The sequence below is a fragment of the Serratia sp. CY27727 genome (genome assembly GCF_052169275.1).
Taxonomy (GTDB): Bacteria; Pseudomonadota; Gammaproteobacteria; order Enterobacterales; family Enterobacteriaceae; genus Serratia; species Serratia sarumanii.
In genome coordinates this window covers 1-16,278 of sequence record NZ_JBJNLB010000015.1, presented here as the reverse complement: position 1 = coordinate 16,278, position 16,278 = coordinate 1, and the positions used below count along the sequence as shown (strand labels likewise).

The 16,278-nt window shown below is 61.9% G+C and carries 12 protein-coding genes; 9 read left to right on the top strand and 3 right to left on the bottom strand.

What is annotated here, in order from left to right:
- Positions 1–10: 10 nt before the first annotated feature.
- Positions 11–541, top strand: coding sequence for a single-stranded DNA-binding protein SSB1 (gene ssb1 / locus ACJ8HB_RS23110; RefSeq protein ID WP_004936793.1), 531 nt, complete (start codon positions 11–13; stop codon positions 539–541).
- 63 nt (positions 542–604) lie between these two features.
- Here the strand turns inward: ssb1 and ACJ8HB_RS23105 are convergent, their stop codons facing one another.
- Positions 605–1,354, bottom strand: coding sequence for a 3-oxoacyl-ACP reductase family protein (locus ACJ8HB_RS23105; RefSeq protein ID WP_033649717.1), 750 nt, complete (start codon positions 1,352–1,354; stop codon positions 605–607).
- 149 nt (positions 1,355–1,503) lie between these two features.
- Positions 1,504–1,764, bottom strand: a complete 261-nt coding sequence (gene bhsA / locus ACJ8HB_RS23100) for a multiple stress resistance protein BhsA (protein ID WP_033636189.1) — start codon at positions 1,762–1,764, stop codon at positions 1,504–1,506.
- Between the two features lie 196 nt (positions 1,765–1,960).
- Here bhsA and ACJ8HB_RS23095 point away from each other — a divergent pair, with 196 nt between their 5' ends.
- From ACJ8HB_RS23095 to ACJ8HB_RS23075, 5 genes are all read left to right on the top strand, one after another.
- Positions 1,961–2,404, top strand: coding sequence for a lipocalin-like domain-containing protein (locus tag ACJ8HB_RS23095; RefSeq protein WP_094860211.1), 444 nt, complete (start codon positions 1,961–1,963; stop codon positions 2,402–2,404).
- Positions 2,401–3,069 carry a glutathione S-transferase family protein gene (locus ACJ8HB_RS23090; protein ID WP_033649718.1) on the top strand — a complete coding sequence of 223 codons (669 nt, stop codon included), beginning with the start codon at positions 2,401–2,403 and terminating at the stop codon, positions 3,067–3,069. The genes ACJ8HB_RS23095 and ACJ8HB_RS23090 overlap by 4 nt, the downstream gene beginning before the upstream one ends.
- 47 nt (positions 3,070–3,116) lie before the next feature.
- On the top strand, positions 3,117–3,524 hold the full coding sequence (locus ACJ8HB_RS23085; protein ID WP_033649719.1) for a VOC family protein: 408 nt from the start codon (positions 3,117–3,119) through the stop codon (positions 3,522–3,524).
- Between the two features lie 332 nt (positions 3,525–3,856).
- A complete protein-coding gene (locus tag ACJ8HB_RS23080) occupies positions 3,857–5,218 on the top strand; it encodes an NCS2 family permease (RefSeq protein ID WP_033636185.1) in 1,362 nt (453 codons plus the stop codon).
- Positions 5,219–5,414: 196 nt separating this feature from the next.
- Positions 5,415–7,064, top strand: a complete 1,650-nt coding sequence (locus tag ACJ8HB_RS23075) for a Na+/H+ antiporter (protein WP_033636184.1) — start codon at positions 5,415–5,417, stop codon at positions 7,062–7,064.
- Positions 7,065–7,138: 74 nt separating this feature from the next.
- Here ACJ8HB_RS23075 and ACJ8HB_RS23070 read toward each other — a convergent pair whose 3' ends face one another.
- A complete protein-coding gene (locus ACJ8HB_RS23070) occupies positions 7,139–8,026 on the bottom strand; it encodes a LysR family transcriptional regulator (protein WP_047570374.1) in 888 nt (295 codons plus the stop codon).
- Between the two features lie 140 nt (positions 8,027–8,166).
- Here ACJ8HB_RS23070 and ACJ8HB_RS23065 point away from each other — a divergent pair, with 140 nt between their 5' ends.
- The 3 genes from ACJ8HB_RS23065 to ACJ8HB_RS23055 all read left to right on the top strand — a co-directional run.
- A complete protein-coding gene (locus tag ACJ8HB_RS23065) occupies positions 8,167–8,589 on the top strand; it encodes a CidA/LrgA family protein (protein WP_047570376.1) in 423 nt (140 codons plus the stop codon).
- Positions 8,582–9,271 (top strand): LrgB family protein, encoded by a 690-nt coding sequence (locus tag ACJ8HB_RS23060; RefSeq protein ID WP_004936833.1) that lies wholly within the window; start codon positions 8,582–8,584, stop codon positions 9,269–9,271. Before ACJ8HB_RS23065 ends, ACJ8HB_RS23060 begins: the two co-directional genes overlap by 8 nt.
- 612 nt (positions 9,272–9,883) lie before the next feature.
- Positions 9,884–16,278: amino acid adenylation domain-containing protein (locus ACJ8HB_RS23055; protein WP_442522617.1), on the top strand; the 6,395-nt coding region annotated here is incomplete at its 3' end.

The window sequence follows — 16,278 nt, the reverse complement described above, 5'->3', positions numbered from 1 at the left end:
AGAAGTGCTCATGGCCAGCAGAGGCGTAAACAAAGTAATTCTGGTCGGGAATCTGGGTCAGGATCCAGAAGTCCGTTACATGCCGAACGGCGGCGCAGTGGCCAACATTACCCTGGCGACCTCCGAAAGCTGGCGTGACAAGGCGACCGGCGAACAGAAAGAGAAGACCGAGTGGCACCGCGTCGTGCTGTTCGGCAAACTGGCCGAAGTGGCGGGCGAATACCTGCGTAAAGGCTCTCAGGTCTACATCGAAGGCTCCCTGCAGACCCGTAAATGGCAGGATCAGAGCGGCCAGGATCGCTACACCACCGAGATCGTGGTTAACGTCGGCGGCACCATGCAGATGCTGGGCGGCCGTCAGGGCGGCGGCGCACCGGCCGGTCAATCTGCCGGCGGCCAGGGCGGTTGGGGCCAGCCTCAGCAGCCACAGGGCGGCAACCAGTTCAGCGGCGGCCAGCAGCAGTCGCGCCCGGCGCAGAACAGCGCTCCGGCGACCAGCAACGAACCGCCAATGGATTTCGACGACGATATCCCGTTCTGATATCCGGCCGTTTGCAGCCAAAAAAAAAGCCCCTTCACGGGGCTTTTTGCATTTCAGGGATGGTTACGCCGAGAAGCCGCCGTCGATGCTCAGGCTGGCGCCGGTGATATAACCCGCCTGCGGGCCGGCGAGGTAGGCGACGAAGCCGGCGATCTCTTCATCTTTGCCGTAGCGGCCGATCGCCATCAGCTGCTTGAGCTGCTCGGCGAACTCACCGGCGTCCGGGTTCATCTCGGTGTCTACCGGGCCGGGCTGCACGTTATTGACGGTGATGCCGCGCGGGCCGAGATCGCGCGCCATGCCTTTGGTCAGGCCGACCAGCGCCGATTTGCTCATCGCATACACCGCCGCGCCGCCGAACGGCACGCGCTCGGCGTTGGTGCTGCCGATGTGAATGATGCGGCCGCCGTCGTTCATGTGGCGCGCCGCTTCCTGGCTGGCGACGAACACGCTGCGCACGTTGACCGCCAGCATGCGATCCAGATCGTCCAGCGCCAGCTCCTCGGTGCTGCCCAGCGTAAACACCCCGGCATTGTTCACCAGAATATCCAGGTTGCCGAACTGGCTGACCGCCTGGCGCACCGCCTGCTGCAGCGCCGCCGCATCGGCGCTGTCGGCCTTGATGGCGAGGGCTTTGCCGCCGGCGGCGGTAACGGCGCTTGCCACCGCTTCGGCGCGATCGGCCGAGGCGGCGTAGGTAAAGGCGACCGCGGCCCCTTCGCTCGCCAACCGTTTCACGATGGCGGCGCCGATGCCGCGTGAGCCGCCCTGGACGAACGCGACTTTGCCATGCAGAGGTTGTGCTGTGGTCATGTTATTTCTCCAAAGTGGGTGAGGGTAAGGCGTTATTCCCAGTATCGGTGAAATGTCTGGCGGCCACTGTTCACAAAGAGCTTTGCCTGCCCACAACGAGAAAAGCCCCTTGCGGGGCTTCTTTCTTCCGTCGGTTGGCTGTTCGACGATCAGTTGAAGATTTCTGCGGTGCCGTACAGTTTGTTCTGGCCGCCGGCGGCGACGATGCGGTATGAGCTGGCGCCTGACGCAGCGGCTTTGCTGGCCAGTTCGCTTTCCAGCGCGCTCAGGTTGCTGGCGCCACTAACGGAGACTACGCCGATTTTCTGGGCGTCTGCAGCGGGTTGGCTGGACGGCAGGTCAGCGGCGAAGGTAGCGAAAGAAGCGGTAGCCAGCAGCGCAGCGGTAGCAAAAATTTTGACGTTTTTCATGATGTATTCCTCAGCGTATTGATTGGATGAGAGCCCGTTGTCTCTCGATGTATTAAATAGTAGTGCGACAGGCTGGAATAAAAAATCGGAGAGTTTTGAGTATCTCTGTCAAATAAACTGATTGTTTTTTCTTCCGCTGGCGCGCGGTAAAAATCGCCACTACCCTTTACAGACGATCCTTAACCGGAGAAGCGTAATGACGGTAAACGCATTTATCGGCAGCTGGGCGCTGGTGTCCTCGGCATTTGAGAACCAGGACGGCGAGCTGAATTACCAGCTGGGCGAGCAGGTGCTGGGGCGCATCCATTATGAGGCCAACGGCACGATGGCGGCGCAGCTTTACAGCGCCGTGCGGCCGCGTTTCGCCGCCGACGATTTGGCGCAGGGATCCGAGCGGGAGATCCGCGCCGCCTTCATCAATATGATTTGCTACTTCGGCCGCTATCAGGTGGAGGAAAGCGAGCAGCGGGTGGTGCATCAGGTCGAAGGCTGCTCGTTCCCCAACTGGGTAGGCAGCCGTCAGGTGCGTTTTTACGCTTTCAGCGGCGATCGGCTGACGTTGCGCACGGTGCCCTTGCAGCTCGGCAACGGCGTGCAGGTGGGCGAACTGGTGTGGCAGCGGACAGGAGCTTCTTTATGATCATTGTTCATCATCTCAATCATTCGCGCTCGCAGCGCATTCTGTGGTTTCTGGAAGAGCTGGGCGTGCCCTATCAGGTGCAACGCTACGAACGCGATCCGCAGACCATGCTGGCGCCGGCGGCGCTGAAAAAGATCCACCCGCTGGGCAAATCACCGGTGATCGTCGACGGCGATCTGACGCTGGCGGAATCCGGCGCCATCATCGAATACCTGCAGGAAGCCTATGACGCGCAAGGGATGTTCATGCCGACCGACTTCCACGCGCGCCAGCAATACCGCTACTGGCTGCACTACGCCGAAGGATCGCTGATGCCGCTGTTGGTGATGAAACTGGTGTTCAGCCGCCTCGGCCAGCCGCCGATCCCCTGGCTGCTGCGGCCGGTGGCCGGCGCGATCGGCAAGGGCGTGCAGCGCGAATATCTCGACAAGCAGATCGCGCCGCACTGCGAGTATCTCGAGCAGCACCTGAACAAGGGCAGCTGGTTCGTCGGCAACGACTTCAGCGCGGCGGACATACAGATGAGCTTCCCGCTGGAGGCGATGGCGGCGCGCGGCGCGTTGGATGATTGCCCGAAACTGCGCGGCTTTCTGCAGCGCATTCACGCCCGGCCCGCCTACCAGCGGGCGTTGGAGCAGGGCGGCCCTTACGACCTGCTGAGTTAACCGGATGGGCTATACTCGATGGGGTCATTCTTCATCGGAGGTAGCCCATGGCTACGCAAATCTTCGTTAATCTGCCCGTCCGCGATCTGCCTGCCTCGATGGCTTTTTTCACCCGCCTGGGTTTCACTTTCAACCCGCAATTTACCGATGACACCGCCGCGTGCATGGTGGTCAGCGACACGATTTACGTGATGCTGCTGACCCATGACAAATTCAGGGGGTTTACCCCGAACCCGATCGGCGACGCCAAACAGGCCACCGAAGTGCTGGTGTGCCTGTCGCAGCCCAGCCGGGCGGCGGTGGACGAACTGGTGCGCAAGGCGGTCGCCGGCGGCGGCAACACCTACCACCCGCCGCGGGACTACGGCGTGATGTACGGCCACGGTTTTCAGGATCTGGACGGCCATATCTGGGAATTGATGTATATGGATCCCGCGGCTGTGCAGGCGCAATAACCCCGCCGTGACGGAATTCGCCGGGGCGCTCGTCGCCCCGGTTTTATCGTGCAGGCGCCATTTCCGCCGCTTTCTGCATAAATTGCCGCGATCTTTAGTTGATTAGACGCTAGGGAAGGCAGGATAATCGTTTGCCTTGAATAAACCACCATAAATCACCCGTACCGCGCGCTGCGAGTTAAACGTTTGCCTTGGTGCGCATCGCCGTTGGCGCTGCGACGGAAGGGCACGGATGCGGAACGTGACGTAAACGATTACGTGACGATCGGGCGCGGGCGAGATTACAGGCCTGCTGCGACGGGCCGATTCATGAAACACAGGGGAAGTAACCTATGTCGAACTCTCAAGCGAACCACGCCGCAAAACCAACCGGCGGGCTTGATGGCTATTTTAAAATTTCCGCGCGCGGCAGCAGCGTGCGCCAGGAGGTGGTGGCGGGGCTGACCACCTTCCTGGCGATGGTGTACTCGGTGATCGTGGTGCCGAGCATGCTGGGCAAAGCGGGCTTCCCGCCGGCGGCGGTGTTTGTCTCCACTTGCCTGGTGGCCGGTCTGGGCTCGCTGCTGATGGGGCTGTGGGCTAACCTGCCGATGGCGATCGGCTGTGCGATCTCGTTGACCGCCTTCACCGCCTTCAGCCTGGTGCTGGGCCAGCACATCAGCATTCCGGTGGCGCTGGGCGCGGTGTTCCTGATGGGCGTACTGTTTACCGTCATCTCGGTCACCGGTATCCGCGCCTGGATCCTGCGCAACCTGCCGATGGGCGTGGCGCACGGCACCGGCATCGGTATCGGTCTGTTCCTGCTGCTGATCGCCGCCAACGGCGTCGGCCTGGTGGTGAAGAATCCGCTGGATGGCCTGCCGGTGGCGCTCGGTGCGTTCACCTCCTTCCCGGTGGTAATGACGCTGGTCGGCCTGGCGGTGATCTTCGGCCTGGAAAAACTGCGCGTGCCCGGCGGCATTTTGCTGGTGATCATCGCCATTTCCATCATCGGCCTGATCTTCGACCCGGCGGTGAAATACCAGGGGCTGTTCGCCATGCCGAGCTTGGCGGACGCTGACGGCAAATCGTTGATCTTCAGCCTGGATATCATGGGCGCGTTGCAGCCGGTGGTGTTGCCGAGCGTGCTGGCGCTGGTGATGACCGCAGTGTTCGACGCCACTGGCACCATCCGCGCGGTGGCCGGGCAGGCCAACCTGCTGGATAAAGACGGGCAGATCATCAACGGCGGCAAGGCGCTGACCTCGGATTCCCTGAGCAGCATCTTCTCCGGCCTGGTGGGCGCCGCGCCCGCCGCGGTCTACATCGAATCCGCCGCCGGCACCGCCGCGGGCGGCAAGACCGGGCTGACCGCCACCGTGGTCGGCATCCTGTTCCTGCTGATCCTGTTCCTGTCGCCGCTGGCCTATCTGGTGCCGGTCTATGCCACTGCACCGGCGCTGATGTACGTCGGCCTGCTGATGCTGAGCAACGTCACCAAGCTGGACTTCAACGACTTCGTCGACGCGATGGCCGGCCTGCTGTGCGCGGTGTTCATCGTGCTGACCTGCAACATCGTTACCGGCATCATGCTGGGCTTCAGCTCGCTGGTCATCGGCCGCATCTTCTCCGGCGAATGGCGCAAGCTGAACATCGGCACCGTGCTGATCGCCGTGGCGCTGGTGGCGTTCTACGCCGGCGGCTGGGCGATTTAAGCCATCGGGTTTCCCTCGCCCGGCGGGCGGGGGAAGCTGTTACGGCAATTCCCTTCTTAAGATAAGTCTTCTTCTGCTCTGCACCGCGTTTTGAAAGGCACAACAAGCTTTAACGGCTGTAAAAAAAGTGATCTACTATCGGGACCAACGCAGGCCCTGAGCCGATGTCGTCTGAATCGTAGAGTCTAAGGAAAGCATGGAAATCTTTTTTACAATCCTCATTTTGATCCTGGTGGTCTCCCTGTCCGGGGTGGTGACGCGCATGTTGCCGTTCCAGGTGCCGCTGCCGCTGATGCAAATCGCCATCGGGGCCCTGTTGGCCTGGCCGCATTTCGGGCTGCACGTCGACTTTGATCCCGAACTGTTCCTGGTGCTGTTCATCCCGCCGCTGCTGTTCGCCGACGGCTGGAAAACGCCGACGCGCGAATTCCTGCACCACGGGCGTGAAATTCTCGGCCTGGCGCTGGTGCTGGTGCTGATCACCGTGGTCGGCGTCGGCTATCTGATCTACGCCATGGTGCCGGGCATTCCGCTGGTGGCGGCCTTCGCGCTGGCGGCGGTGCTGTCGCCGACCGATGCCGTGGCATTGTCCGGCATCGTCGGCAAAGGGCGCATTCCCAAGCCGATCATGGGCGTGCTCGAGGGCGAGGCGCTGATGAATGACGCGTCCGGCCTGGTGTCGCTCAAGTTCGCCATCGCGGTGGCGATGGGCACCATGGTGTTCACCGTGGGCGGCGCAACCCTCGAGTTCCTCAAAGTGGCGATCGGCGGCCTGCTGGCCGGCGTGGCGGTCACCTGGACCTACAGTAAATCGCTGCGGGTGATGAGCCGCTGGAGCGGCGACGATCCGGCGACCCAGATCGTGTTCCTGCTGCTGCTGCCGTTCGCTTCTTACCTGATCGCCGAACATATCGGCGTTTCCGGCATCCTGGCGGCGGTAGCGGCGGGGATGACCATCAGCCAGTCCGGCGTGATCCGCAACGCGCCGTTGGCGATGCGCCTGCGCGCCAATAGCGTGTGGGCGATGCTGGAATTCGTGTTCAACGGCATGGTATTCATCATGTTGGGCCTGCAGCTGCCGGGCATTCTTGAGACCTCCATCCTGCAGGCGGAGCTGGATCCGACCATCCAGACCTGGTACCTGTTCGCCGACGTGGCCACCATCTACGCCGCGCTGCTGGTGCTGCGTTTCACCTGGCTGTGGGTAATGAAGAAGGCCAGCAACCGCTTTATGAAAAAGCGCCCGCTGCAGTTCGGCGACTACAGCACGCGTGAGCTGTGGGTGGCGTCGTTCGCCGGGGTGCGCGGGGCGATTACCCTGGCCGGTGTGCTGTCGATACCGCTGTTGCTGAGCGACGGCACCGCCTTCCCGGCGCGCTATCAGTTGGTGTTTATCGCCGCCGGGGTGATCCTGCTGTCGTTGATCGTCGGCGTGCTGGCGTTGCCGCTGCTGCTGCGTGGCGTGCAGGTGGCCGACAAGAGCGCCAGCAAGCAGGAAGAACGCATGGCGATCGCCATGGCGGCCGAAGTGGCGATCGAGAGCGTGAATAAAATGGAAGAGCGCCTGGTTGCCGATACCGAAGAGAACCTCGATCCGCAGGTGTTGAAAGAGGTCAGCTCGCGGGTGACGGGCATGCTGCGGCGGCGTATCGCCTCGAAAGACGACATCGAGAATGCGCTGGCGATGGAAAACCTCGAGCGGCGTTTCCGCCTGACGGCGCTGCGCGCCGAACGCGGCGAGCTGTACCATCTGCGCGCCACGCAGAAAATCAGCAACGAGACGCTGCAAAAACTGCTGCACGATCTCGACTTGCTCGAAGCACTGCTGATCGAGCGCGAAGGGTAAGCTTCAGAAGAGGAATAAACGTTTCCTCTTTATTTCTGTCCTGAAGGGCCGCCTGTGCGGCCCTTGTTTTTTGGCTACTTGAGCGGCGGCCAGTAGTCGCGGCAGCAGGCGATCCAGGCCTGCGCGCTGTGCGACAGGTAGCTGCCCTGGCGCCAGATCAGCCCGACTTTCCACTCCATGCGCGGCTCCAGCGGCAGCCAGACCAGGTTTTCCTTGTCCAGCCAGCGGCAAACCGGCTCCGGCAGCATGGCGATGCCCACGCCGGCCTGCACCATCGAGGCGAGGAAGTCCCATTGGCCGCTGCGCACCGCGATTTGCGGTTCAAAACCGGCCTGGCGAAACGCCTTCATCAGCATCTTGTACAGCGCAAAGTCTTCGTTATAAATCAGGATCGGGCTGTCGGCCAATTCGGCGATATTGATGCGGGTGCGGTTGAGCCACTGCGGCGTGCGCGGCGCCACCACGCACATCGGATGGCCCAGCAGCGGCAGAAAGGTCAGCGGCTGTTCCGAATCGAAGGGCAGCACCGTCATCGCCAGATCCAGTTCGCCGGACATCACCGCCTGTTCGACCGACAGCCCGCCCAGCTCGGAAATTTTCAATTCGATACCGGGGTAGGTCTGGCGAAAGCGGCGGATCAGATCGGCGATCTGCCTGCCGACCATCGGCGGAATGCCCAGCCGCAGCACGCCCTTTTTCACCGAGCTGATGTCTTCCAGCTCCGCCTCCAGCTGGCGGAATTCGTCGAGGATCGTCAGGCCGCGCTGATACACCGCCTGGCCGCTGTCGGTCAGGCGCAGCTTGCGGCCTTCGCGGATCAGCAGCGTGCATTCCAGCTCCTCTTCCAGATGCCGCAGCATCTTGCTGATGGTGGGCTGGGTGACGAACAGTTTTTCCGCGGCGCGGGTGAAGCTTTGCTGGCGCACCACTTCAACGAAGTAGCGCAGGGTGCGGACATCCACGTTAGGGTTCTCCTTGAGGGCGCTACCGGCGGGAAACTATTCCCGGACGGCATGATGTCGATAATTTTAATTCATTTCAGGCGTGGTTTCCCGGCTGCGTATACTGTAGGCCGTCAATTTATTGTTTGAGGTCATCTTTCATGTCTCTGGCGTTACGCCGCGTTGCCCCCTCCCTGCTGACCCGTTTGCAGGTGCCGATTCAGGTGGCGTTGTATGCGGCGCTGTTCCTGATCGCCGATCGTCTGGTGCAACAATTCCACCTGCCGCTCCCCGCCAATATCGTCGGCATGCTGATGCTGCTGGCGCTGATCCTGCTGCGCATTCTGCCGCTGAGCTGGGTCAAGGCCGGTTCCCGCTGGCTGCTGGCGGAAATGCTGCTGTTCTTCGTGCCGGCGGTGGTGGCGGTGGTCAACTATGCCCAACTGCTGATGGTCGAGGGCTGGAAGATCTTTCTGGTGATCGCGGTCAGCACCATGCTGACGCTGGGCGCCACCGGGCTGGTGGTGGACAGGGTGTATCGGCTGGAGATTTGGCTGCAGCGACGGAAGCTGCGCCATGAATGATTTTATCCTCAGCCTGGCCTGCTTTCTGGCGACGCTGGCGCTGTACTTCGCCAACAAGAAACTCTATCGCCGCCGCCGCACGTTACTGCTGATGCCGCTGGTGCTGACGCCGATGATCCTGGTGCTGCTGCTGGTGGTCACCCACATCTCCTATCAGGACTATATTGGCGAAACCCACTGGCTGCTGTGGCTGCTGGGGCCGGCGACCATCGCCTTTGCGGTGCCGGTGTACGAGAATTTGCACATCATCCGCCGCCACTGGCTGTCGCTGACCGCCGGCGTTACGACGGCGGTGCTGGTGGCGGTGTACAGCTCGGTGTGGCTGGCGCGCCTGCTGACGCTGCCGGAAGAGGTGCAGCGCAGCCTGGCGGTGCGTTCGATTACCACGCCGTTCGCGCTGGAGGCCGCCAAGCAGATGGGCGGGCAGCCGGATCTGGTGGCGCTGTTCGTGGTGATCACCGGGGTGTTCGGCATGGCGGTGGGCGACATTCTGTTTCTGCGGCTGGCGGTGCGCAGCCGCCTGGCGAAGGGGGCCGGATTTGGCGCCTCGTCGCACGGCGCCGGCACCGCCCGCGCTTATGAACTGGGGCCGCAGGAGGGCGTGGTGTCGAGCCTGGTGATGATGCTGGCCGGCATTATCACTGTGGTGGCCGCGCCGCTGATCGGCCGGCTGATGTGGTAAGACCTCTCGGGGCGGGCTCTGCCGCCCCGTTTTACGTTGTCTGGCATTGGGAACGATGCCGTTGATTGACGCCCGAAAAAACGAAGAAATTTTTCAGCATAATTTTTCCCATCGTTATAACAAAAAACGATAGATGCGCCGCGAGCAAAATTGCCGTTCATTTTAAATGCCAATGAATTAATTAAATAATAAATTATTATCATAAAAACAATAAAGTATAACTTATTGATATGGAGAGGCTCTTATCGTAAGCATTGCTGCACATTAACTGCGGTGAATAATGTAAAAGAATATGAATTTCTCTCTAATTATCTCAGATTAATACAAGCGGAATACGCTCGTCATCCCTGAGTAATATCGGGGAAATAAAATGGTCATTTATTCCCTTTCGCACATTTCGCCAAAAAAAATATCCTCTCCTATACTTCACAGCTCAACAAATTGAGGCACAGGGGGAACCTCTGGATTAACCATTTCATCCTTTCTTAGTTGGGGGGAGACCCAACTTTTCTACGGTTTTTTTATTCTGACCTGAACTGTCGGACGGCCAGGCTTTGCCTAAATCCGGACGGTCCCTTTCATTAACGTAATGAAAACGTGCTAGAGAATATTATGAACAAACAAACTGATGTGAAGAGTGGGGAACTCCGTACGGGTGCTCAGGCCGCGGCGGAGAAAGTCGAACTGCATGAAATGACTATCGCCCAGCGTGAACTCTGGCTGGGGGAAAATATTTCCAAAGAGTTGTCGTTCAATATCTGGGGCTATGGGCAGGTTGACGGGCCTCTCGACGTTAAGCTGCTGCGGCAAGCCATCGATGCTATCGTCGAAGAAACGCCGGCTCTGCAAGCGCATTTTGTGGAAAAAGACGGTGAGCTTTATCAATACCGCGCGCCACGCACACATGAGCCGCTGTTCACACTCGATCTCAGTAAGGAACCCGATCCCCTGCAGGCGGCCAGACGCTGGATGGTGGCGGATGCGGCGCTGCCGCGCCGCGCCACGGGAGAGGAACCTTTTAGTTTTTATGTGATTACGCTCGCTCCGCAGTGCTATGTCCTCTATCGGCGTTTCCACCATATGATCACCGACGGCCGCAGTGCCGAGGAAGTGATGCGGCGCATCGCGGCTTACTATAACGCGCTGGCGTCCGGCGGCGTCATCCCTGAATTCGCCAACTGCAATTTCTCTCTGCTTTATGAAAACGACATCAAATACCGCGACTCCTCACGCTTTTCTTCCGATCAGGCTTTTTGGCGGGAATATACTGCCGCTGCGCCGCAGAGTTTGTCGCGTAGAGCCATATTGACCCCGGACGCCGCGATGAACCGCAACACGCAGCTGCTGGAAAAAGAGGCATTGGATCAGCTGCAGCAACAAGCTGACAATATCGGCGTACACCGCGCACATATATTGGCCGCCGCCGTAGCATTATGTTTCTACAGCCTGACCGGCAGTGAATATCTTAATTTCAGCATGCCGGTCACCGGAACGAGAGAACGAAACAGTATTGGTATGACCTCTAACGTTGTCCCTTTGATTATCAAGGTTGAACCCCAGCTGAGTCTGGCCGAATTTATCCAAAAGGTCGCGGCCGAAATAGCAAAAGTGGTTCGTCATCAATTATATCGTGGGGAGGACATTCGGCGTGACAATGGCGCGACGGATTCCGCCTGGTTTGGCCCTTCAATTAACATTGTTTCTTTCGACCACGGCGATCCTTTCTGGGGATGCCGCACCCGTTGGTATTATGGCGGGAATATTCCGTCCGGCGATCTACAGATTATGCTGTATGAAGACCAGCAGGCGAATGAGCTGGACGTCACTTTTTCTGACGCCGATTATGCAAATTCATTAGGCGATCTGGATGTTTTGCAGCGCCGTTTCCAGTTTATTTTACGGGCGCTGAACGCATCAACGGCGGGGACGATCGAGGCGTTGGATCGGCAAGTGGCGGCGCTGGCGGATGCCGAGGCCGGCGGCAGCTTTTACACCAACCGTCGGCAACCGCCTGCTGGCGGCATCATTCGTTGGGATCGCCCTGCTGAGGCGCTGCAGCGCCTGGTGAGTTCGCTGAGCCATGGCGCGGGATGCGCGGCGAAGATGCTGTTGGCGGAGCGCGTGTTGGGCGTGACGGCGCTGCAGGCGGTGAGCGATGAGCCGCAGGCCGAACCCGGTACCCTGCTGCACGTCGAGGCCGACGGCTGGGTAATTGCCGCGAACCCCGGCGTGGTGCGCGTCGGGCCGTTCTTGCGCGCCGACGGCTCGGCTCAGCCAGGCGATGCGCTGGCGCAGGCCTGCGGCCTGTCTGTCGGCTCGGTCTTGCCGACGATTAACGCTGCCGAAGCCTCGCTGTTAGGCGCGGCGTATGGCGCCAGCGCCGATAGCGCCGCTTTTTGGCAACCGCGCCTGACGCGTTATTATCCGGCGCCGTTCCCGCCGGGGCCTGGCCGCCAGGCGGATCTTCCCGCACGCTGGCAGGCGACGGCCTGGCAGCGCCTGGAAAAAATTGCCGGCGAGCAGGTGCTGGCGGCAGCAACCCTTTATCTGGCGCGCATGTGCAATGAAACCGATTTTCAGCTGGGGTGGATCACCCCGGACGATCGGAATTGGGGGCGTTGGGCTCACCTGAGCGCGCGCGTGCTGCCGCTGCAGGTCTCTGTTGATCACACCGGCAATTTCCAGCAGGCGTTGGCCGCGCTGGAACAGGAATATAGCCAGCTGCGCGCTCATGCCGATTATCATCCCGCGTTGCTGACGCGCGATGCGGACCTGCGAGCGTCTCAGACTTGGCCGACGGCGGTATCGATCGTCAGCCGGCGCTCGGCGCAGGGGTTGCAGCCTGAAGACGAGGGGGTTGCCGCCATCATGGCTTCCGGCTCGCGCGCGGTATTGCAAATCTGCAAGGCTGACGGCGCTTTCCGTTGGGTCTACGACGCCGCCTCCGTGGCTGACGAGCAGATGTTGCGGGCGACGCAACATCTGCTGATGCTGCTCAACGACGCGGTGAGGGCGGGTTCTCATCGTCGCACCGTCGGCGAACTCAGTCTGGTTTCCGAGGAAGAACGCGCGCAGTTGCTGCAGGGCCTCAACCACACCGTCGCTTCACATTCGCCGACGGCCTGTCTGCACCGGTTGTTCGAAGCACAGGTTAAACGGACGCCGGAGGCGATCGCGGTGACGTATGGCGATGACAGCCTGACCTACGCGGAATTGAATACCCAGGCGAACCGTTGGGCCCATTGGCTGGTACAGCTTGGCGTGCAGCCGGACAGCCTGGTGGCGCTGTGTGCCGGGCGCGGGCTGCCGATGCTGGTCGGGCTGCTGGGGATACTCAAAGCCGGCGGCGCCTATGTGCCGCTGGATCCCGCCTATAGCGGCGAGCGGCTACAGTACATCCTGGCGGACTCAGCGCCGGTGCTGCTGTTGGCGGATGAGCTCGGCCGACAAGCGCTGGGTGACTGCGAGGTGCCGGTGCTGGCGCTGGAACAGCCACTGACGGGAGAAAGCGACGATCTGCAGGACGTCGGGGTGCGCCCGGCGCACCTGGCATATGTGATTTATACCTCCGGCTCGACCGGCAAACCCAAAGGGGTGATGGTGGAGCACCGGCAGGTCGCGCGGTTGTTCAGCGCGACGAACGCCTGGTTCAACTTCAGCGCCGCCGACAGGTGGTGCCTGTTCCACTCATTCGCCTTCGACTTCTCGGTCTGGGAGATCTGGGGCGCCTGGCTGTATGGCGGCCAGCTGTTCATCGTACCGCAGGCGATCGCCCGCTCGGCGCCGGATTTTTATCATTTCGTCTGCCGCAGCGGCATCACGGTATTGAACCAGACGCCGAGCGCCTTCAAAGCCTTTATCCAGGCTCAGGCGCACAGCGAAGCGCGCCAGCAGCTACGCGAGATCGTGTTTGGTGGCGAAATGCTGAAGCCTTGCGATCTTGCGCCGTGGTTTGCTCGTCCAGAGAACCGGCAGACACGGTTGATCAACATGTACGGTATCACCGAGACCACGGTGCATGTGACTTATCGGCCGCTGTCGGCGCAGGATACGGCGATCACCACCAGTCCGATCGGCAGCCGCATCCCGGATTTGCGCTTGTATCTGCTGGGTGCCGACGGCGAACCGGTGCCGATGGGGGCGATCGGCGAACTGTACGTCGGCGGCGAAGGGGTGGCGCGGGGTTACCTGAACCGGCCCGAATTGACGGCGGAACGTTTTCTCGATGATCCTTTCAACCGGGCGCCGGGTGCGCGCATGTATCGTACCGGCGATCTGGCGCGCTATCTGCCGGGTGGCGATATCGAATACCTGGGGCGCAATGACCAGCAGGTAAAAATCCGCGGTTTCCGCATCGAATGCGGCGAGGTGGAGGCTCAGCTGAGTACCGATCTGCGCGTGCGCAGCGTAGCCGTGGACGCGATTGACGATGGCGACGGGGGCAAGCGACTGGTGGCGTGGGTGGTTCCGGCACCGGAAGCCGAACGCGCTACGCTGGCGACCGGGCTGCGTCAGCATCTGCAGGCGCGGCTGCCGGATTATATGGTGCCGGTGGCTTACGTTTGGCTGGAGGCGTTGCCGCTGACCGGCAACGGCAAATTGGACAAGCGGGCTCTGCCGGTGCCGCAGGTCGACGCCTATGTGCGTGAAGCCTATGCGCCGCCGCAGGGCGAGGCGGAAAACCTGCTGGCGGCTATCTGGCGCGAGCTGCTGGGCGTAGAGCGCGTCGGTCGCTATGACCACTTCTTCGAACTGGGCGGGCATTCGCTGATGGCGGTGCGCCTGGCTAACCGCGTGCAACAGGCCGGATGGCAGTTACCGTTGCAGGCGCTGTTCGCCAGCCCGGTACTGCACGTGCTGGCGCAGACGCTGGAGGTTGCGCCGGCTCAGGAACCGCTGCCGATACTGCCGGTGGCGCGCGACGGCGAATTGCCCCTGTCGTTCGCCCAGCAACGCCTGTGGTTCCTGACCCAGTTGAAAGGGATGAGCGAAACCTACCATATCCCCCTGGCGCTGCGGCTGCATGGCCGGTTGGACCGGCAGGCGCTGCAACATAGTCTGGATGCGCTCTATGCGCGTCACGAATCGCTGCGTAGCCGGTTCATCACCCGGGAAGATCGGCCACAGGTGCAGATTTTGCCGGCAAACGGGCTGCCGCTTGCGTTCCACGATCTGCGACGTCACCCCGCGCAAGCCGACACGCTGTGCCGTCAGGCGGCCACTCAACCGTTCGATTTGACGCAGGGGCCGCTGGTGCGCGCCGCGCTGATCCGCCTGGCGGATGAGGAGCACCTGTTCCTGCTCACCTGTCATCACATCGTCTCCGACGGTTGGTCGACCGGCATTCTGCTGCGTGAACTGGGGGCGCTGTACGGCGCTTTGCGTCGCGGCGATGCCGATCCGCTGCCGCCGCTGACGCTGCAATACCCGGATTATGCCGCCTGGCAGCGTCGCTATCTGACGCCGGAGCGGTTGGCGGCGCAGGCGCAATACTGGCGCGAAACGCTGATTGGTGCGCCGGCGCTGCTGACGCTGCCGACTGACCGGCCGCGTCCGACGGTGCAGTCTTTCAGCGGCGGGGAGGTGCCGATCGCGATCGACGCCGAGTTGACGCAGGCGCTGCGGCAGTTCAGCCGGCAGCATGGCGGCACGCTGTTCATGACGGTGCTGGCGGCCTGGAGCCTGGTGCTGGCGCGCATGGCCGGGCAGCAGGAGCTGGTGATCGGCACGCCGGAGGCCAACCGTGGCCGGCTGGAAACCGAATCGCTGGTTGGCTTCTTCGTCAGCACGCTGGCCCTGCGCATCGATCTTCGCGACGATCCGGATCTGCCGACGCTGATCGCGCGGATCCGCCACACGGTGCTGACGGCGCAGGAAAATCGCGATCTGCCGTTCGAGCAGGTGGTGGAGCTGGTCAATCCGCCGCGCCACTTGGGCTATACCCCGCTGTTCCAGGTGATGCTGGCCTGGCAGGACGGCTCGGTGCGCGATATTCCGCTGCCTGGGCTGCAGGCCGAGCTGGCCGGGCTGGAATACAGCGCGGCGAAGTTTGATCTGACGCTCGATCTGGCCGATACCGGCGAAGGCATCAGCGGTACGCTGAACTTCGCCACGGCATTGTTCGATCGCGCCACCGCCGAACGCTACGGCGTTTACCTGGTACAGGCGCTGCGGGCGATGACGCTGAATAGCCCACGGTCAGTATCCCATATCGATTTGTTGCCGCCCGCCGAACGGGAGCATCTGCTGCATGGCTGGAACCGCACCGAGCGTGACTACCCGCTGGATCAGACGCTGGCGGCGCTGTTCGAGCAGCAGGTGCGCCGCACGCCGCACGCCACCGCGCTGGTGAGCGGAACGGAAAGCCTGAGCTACGCCCAGCTGAACGCCCGCGCCAACCGGTTGGCGCACGCGCTGATAGCGCGCGGCGTCGGCCCGGACAGCCGGGTGGCGGTGTGCGCCGAACGCGGCCTGAACATGGTGACGGCGCTGTTCGGTATCCTCAAGGCCGGCGGCGCCTATGTGCCGCTCGATCCGGCCTATCCGGGCGAACGCCTGCAGTACATCCTGCAGGATGCCGACCCGGTGCTGCTGCTGGCGGACGCCGCCGGCCGGGCGGCGCTGGGCGAGCCTGCGACGCCGCAGCTGGCGCTGGAGGCCGCGTTGCCGGAGACGCTGAGCGCCGAGAACCCGGCACCGCGCGCGCAGGCGTCGCACCTGGCGTACGTGATTTATACCTCGGGCTCGACCGGCAAACCGAAGGGCGCGATGAACGAACACCGCGGGGTGGTCAACCGGCTGGTGTGGATGCAGGAGGCCTACGGCCTGACGGCGGCGGACACGGTGCTGCAAAAAACGCCGTTCGGCTTCGATGTCTCGGTGTGGGAATTCTTCTGGCCGCTGATGGTCGGCGCGCGCCTGGTGATGGCGAAGCCGGAAGGGCACAAGGATCCGGACTACCTGAGCCGCGCCATCGAACAGTACGGCGTCACCACGCTGCACTTCGT

What these genes read in the sequence shown, in the direction of transcription:
- ssb1 (WP_004936793.1), top strand. Translation starts at nt 11, where the DNA reads ATGGCCAGCAGAGGCGTAAACAAAGTAATTCTGGTCGGGAATCTGGGT.
- ACJ8HB_RS23095 (WP_094860211.1), top strand. Translation starts at nt 1,961, where the DNA reads ATGACGGTAAACGCATTTATCGGCAGCTGGGCGCTGGTGTCCTCGGCA.
- ACJ8HB_RS23090 (WP_033649718.1), top strand. Translation starts at nt 2,401, where the DNA reads ATGATCATTGTTCATCATCTCAATCATTCGCGCTCGCAGCGCATTCTG.
- ACJ8HB_RS23075 (WP_033636184.1), top strand. Translation starts at nt 5,415, where the DNA reads ATGGAAATCTTTTTTACAATCCTCATTTTGATCCTGGTGGTCTCCCTG.
- ACJ8HB_RS23065 (WP_047570376.1), top strand. Translation starts at nt 8,167, where the DNA reads ATGTCTCTGGCGTTACGCCGCGTTGCCCCCTCCCTGCTGACCCGTTTG.
- ACJ8HB_RS23085 (WP_033649719.1), top strand. Translation starts at nt 3,117, where the DNA reads ATGGCTACGCAAATCTTCGTTAATCTGCCCGTCCGCGATCTGCCTGCC.
- ACJ8HB_RS23080 (WP_033636185.1), top strand. Translation starts at nt 3,857, where the DNA reads ATGTCGAACTCTCAAGCGAACCACGCCGCAAAACCAACCGGCGGGCTT.
- bhsA (WP_033636189.1), bottom strand. Translation starts at nt 1,764, where the DNA reads ATGAAAAACGTCAAAATTTTTGCTACCGCTGCGCTGCTGGCTACCGCT.
- ACJ8HB_RS23060 (WP_004936833.1), top strand. Translation starts at nt 8,582, where the DNA reads ATGAATGATTTTATCCTCAGCCTGGCCTGCTTTCTGGCGACGCTGGCG.
- ACJ8HB_RS23105 (WP_033649717.1), bottom strand. Translation starts at nt 1,354, where the DNA reads ATGACCACAGCACAACCTCTGCATGGCAAAGTCGCGTTCGTCCAGGGC.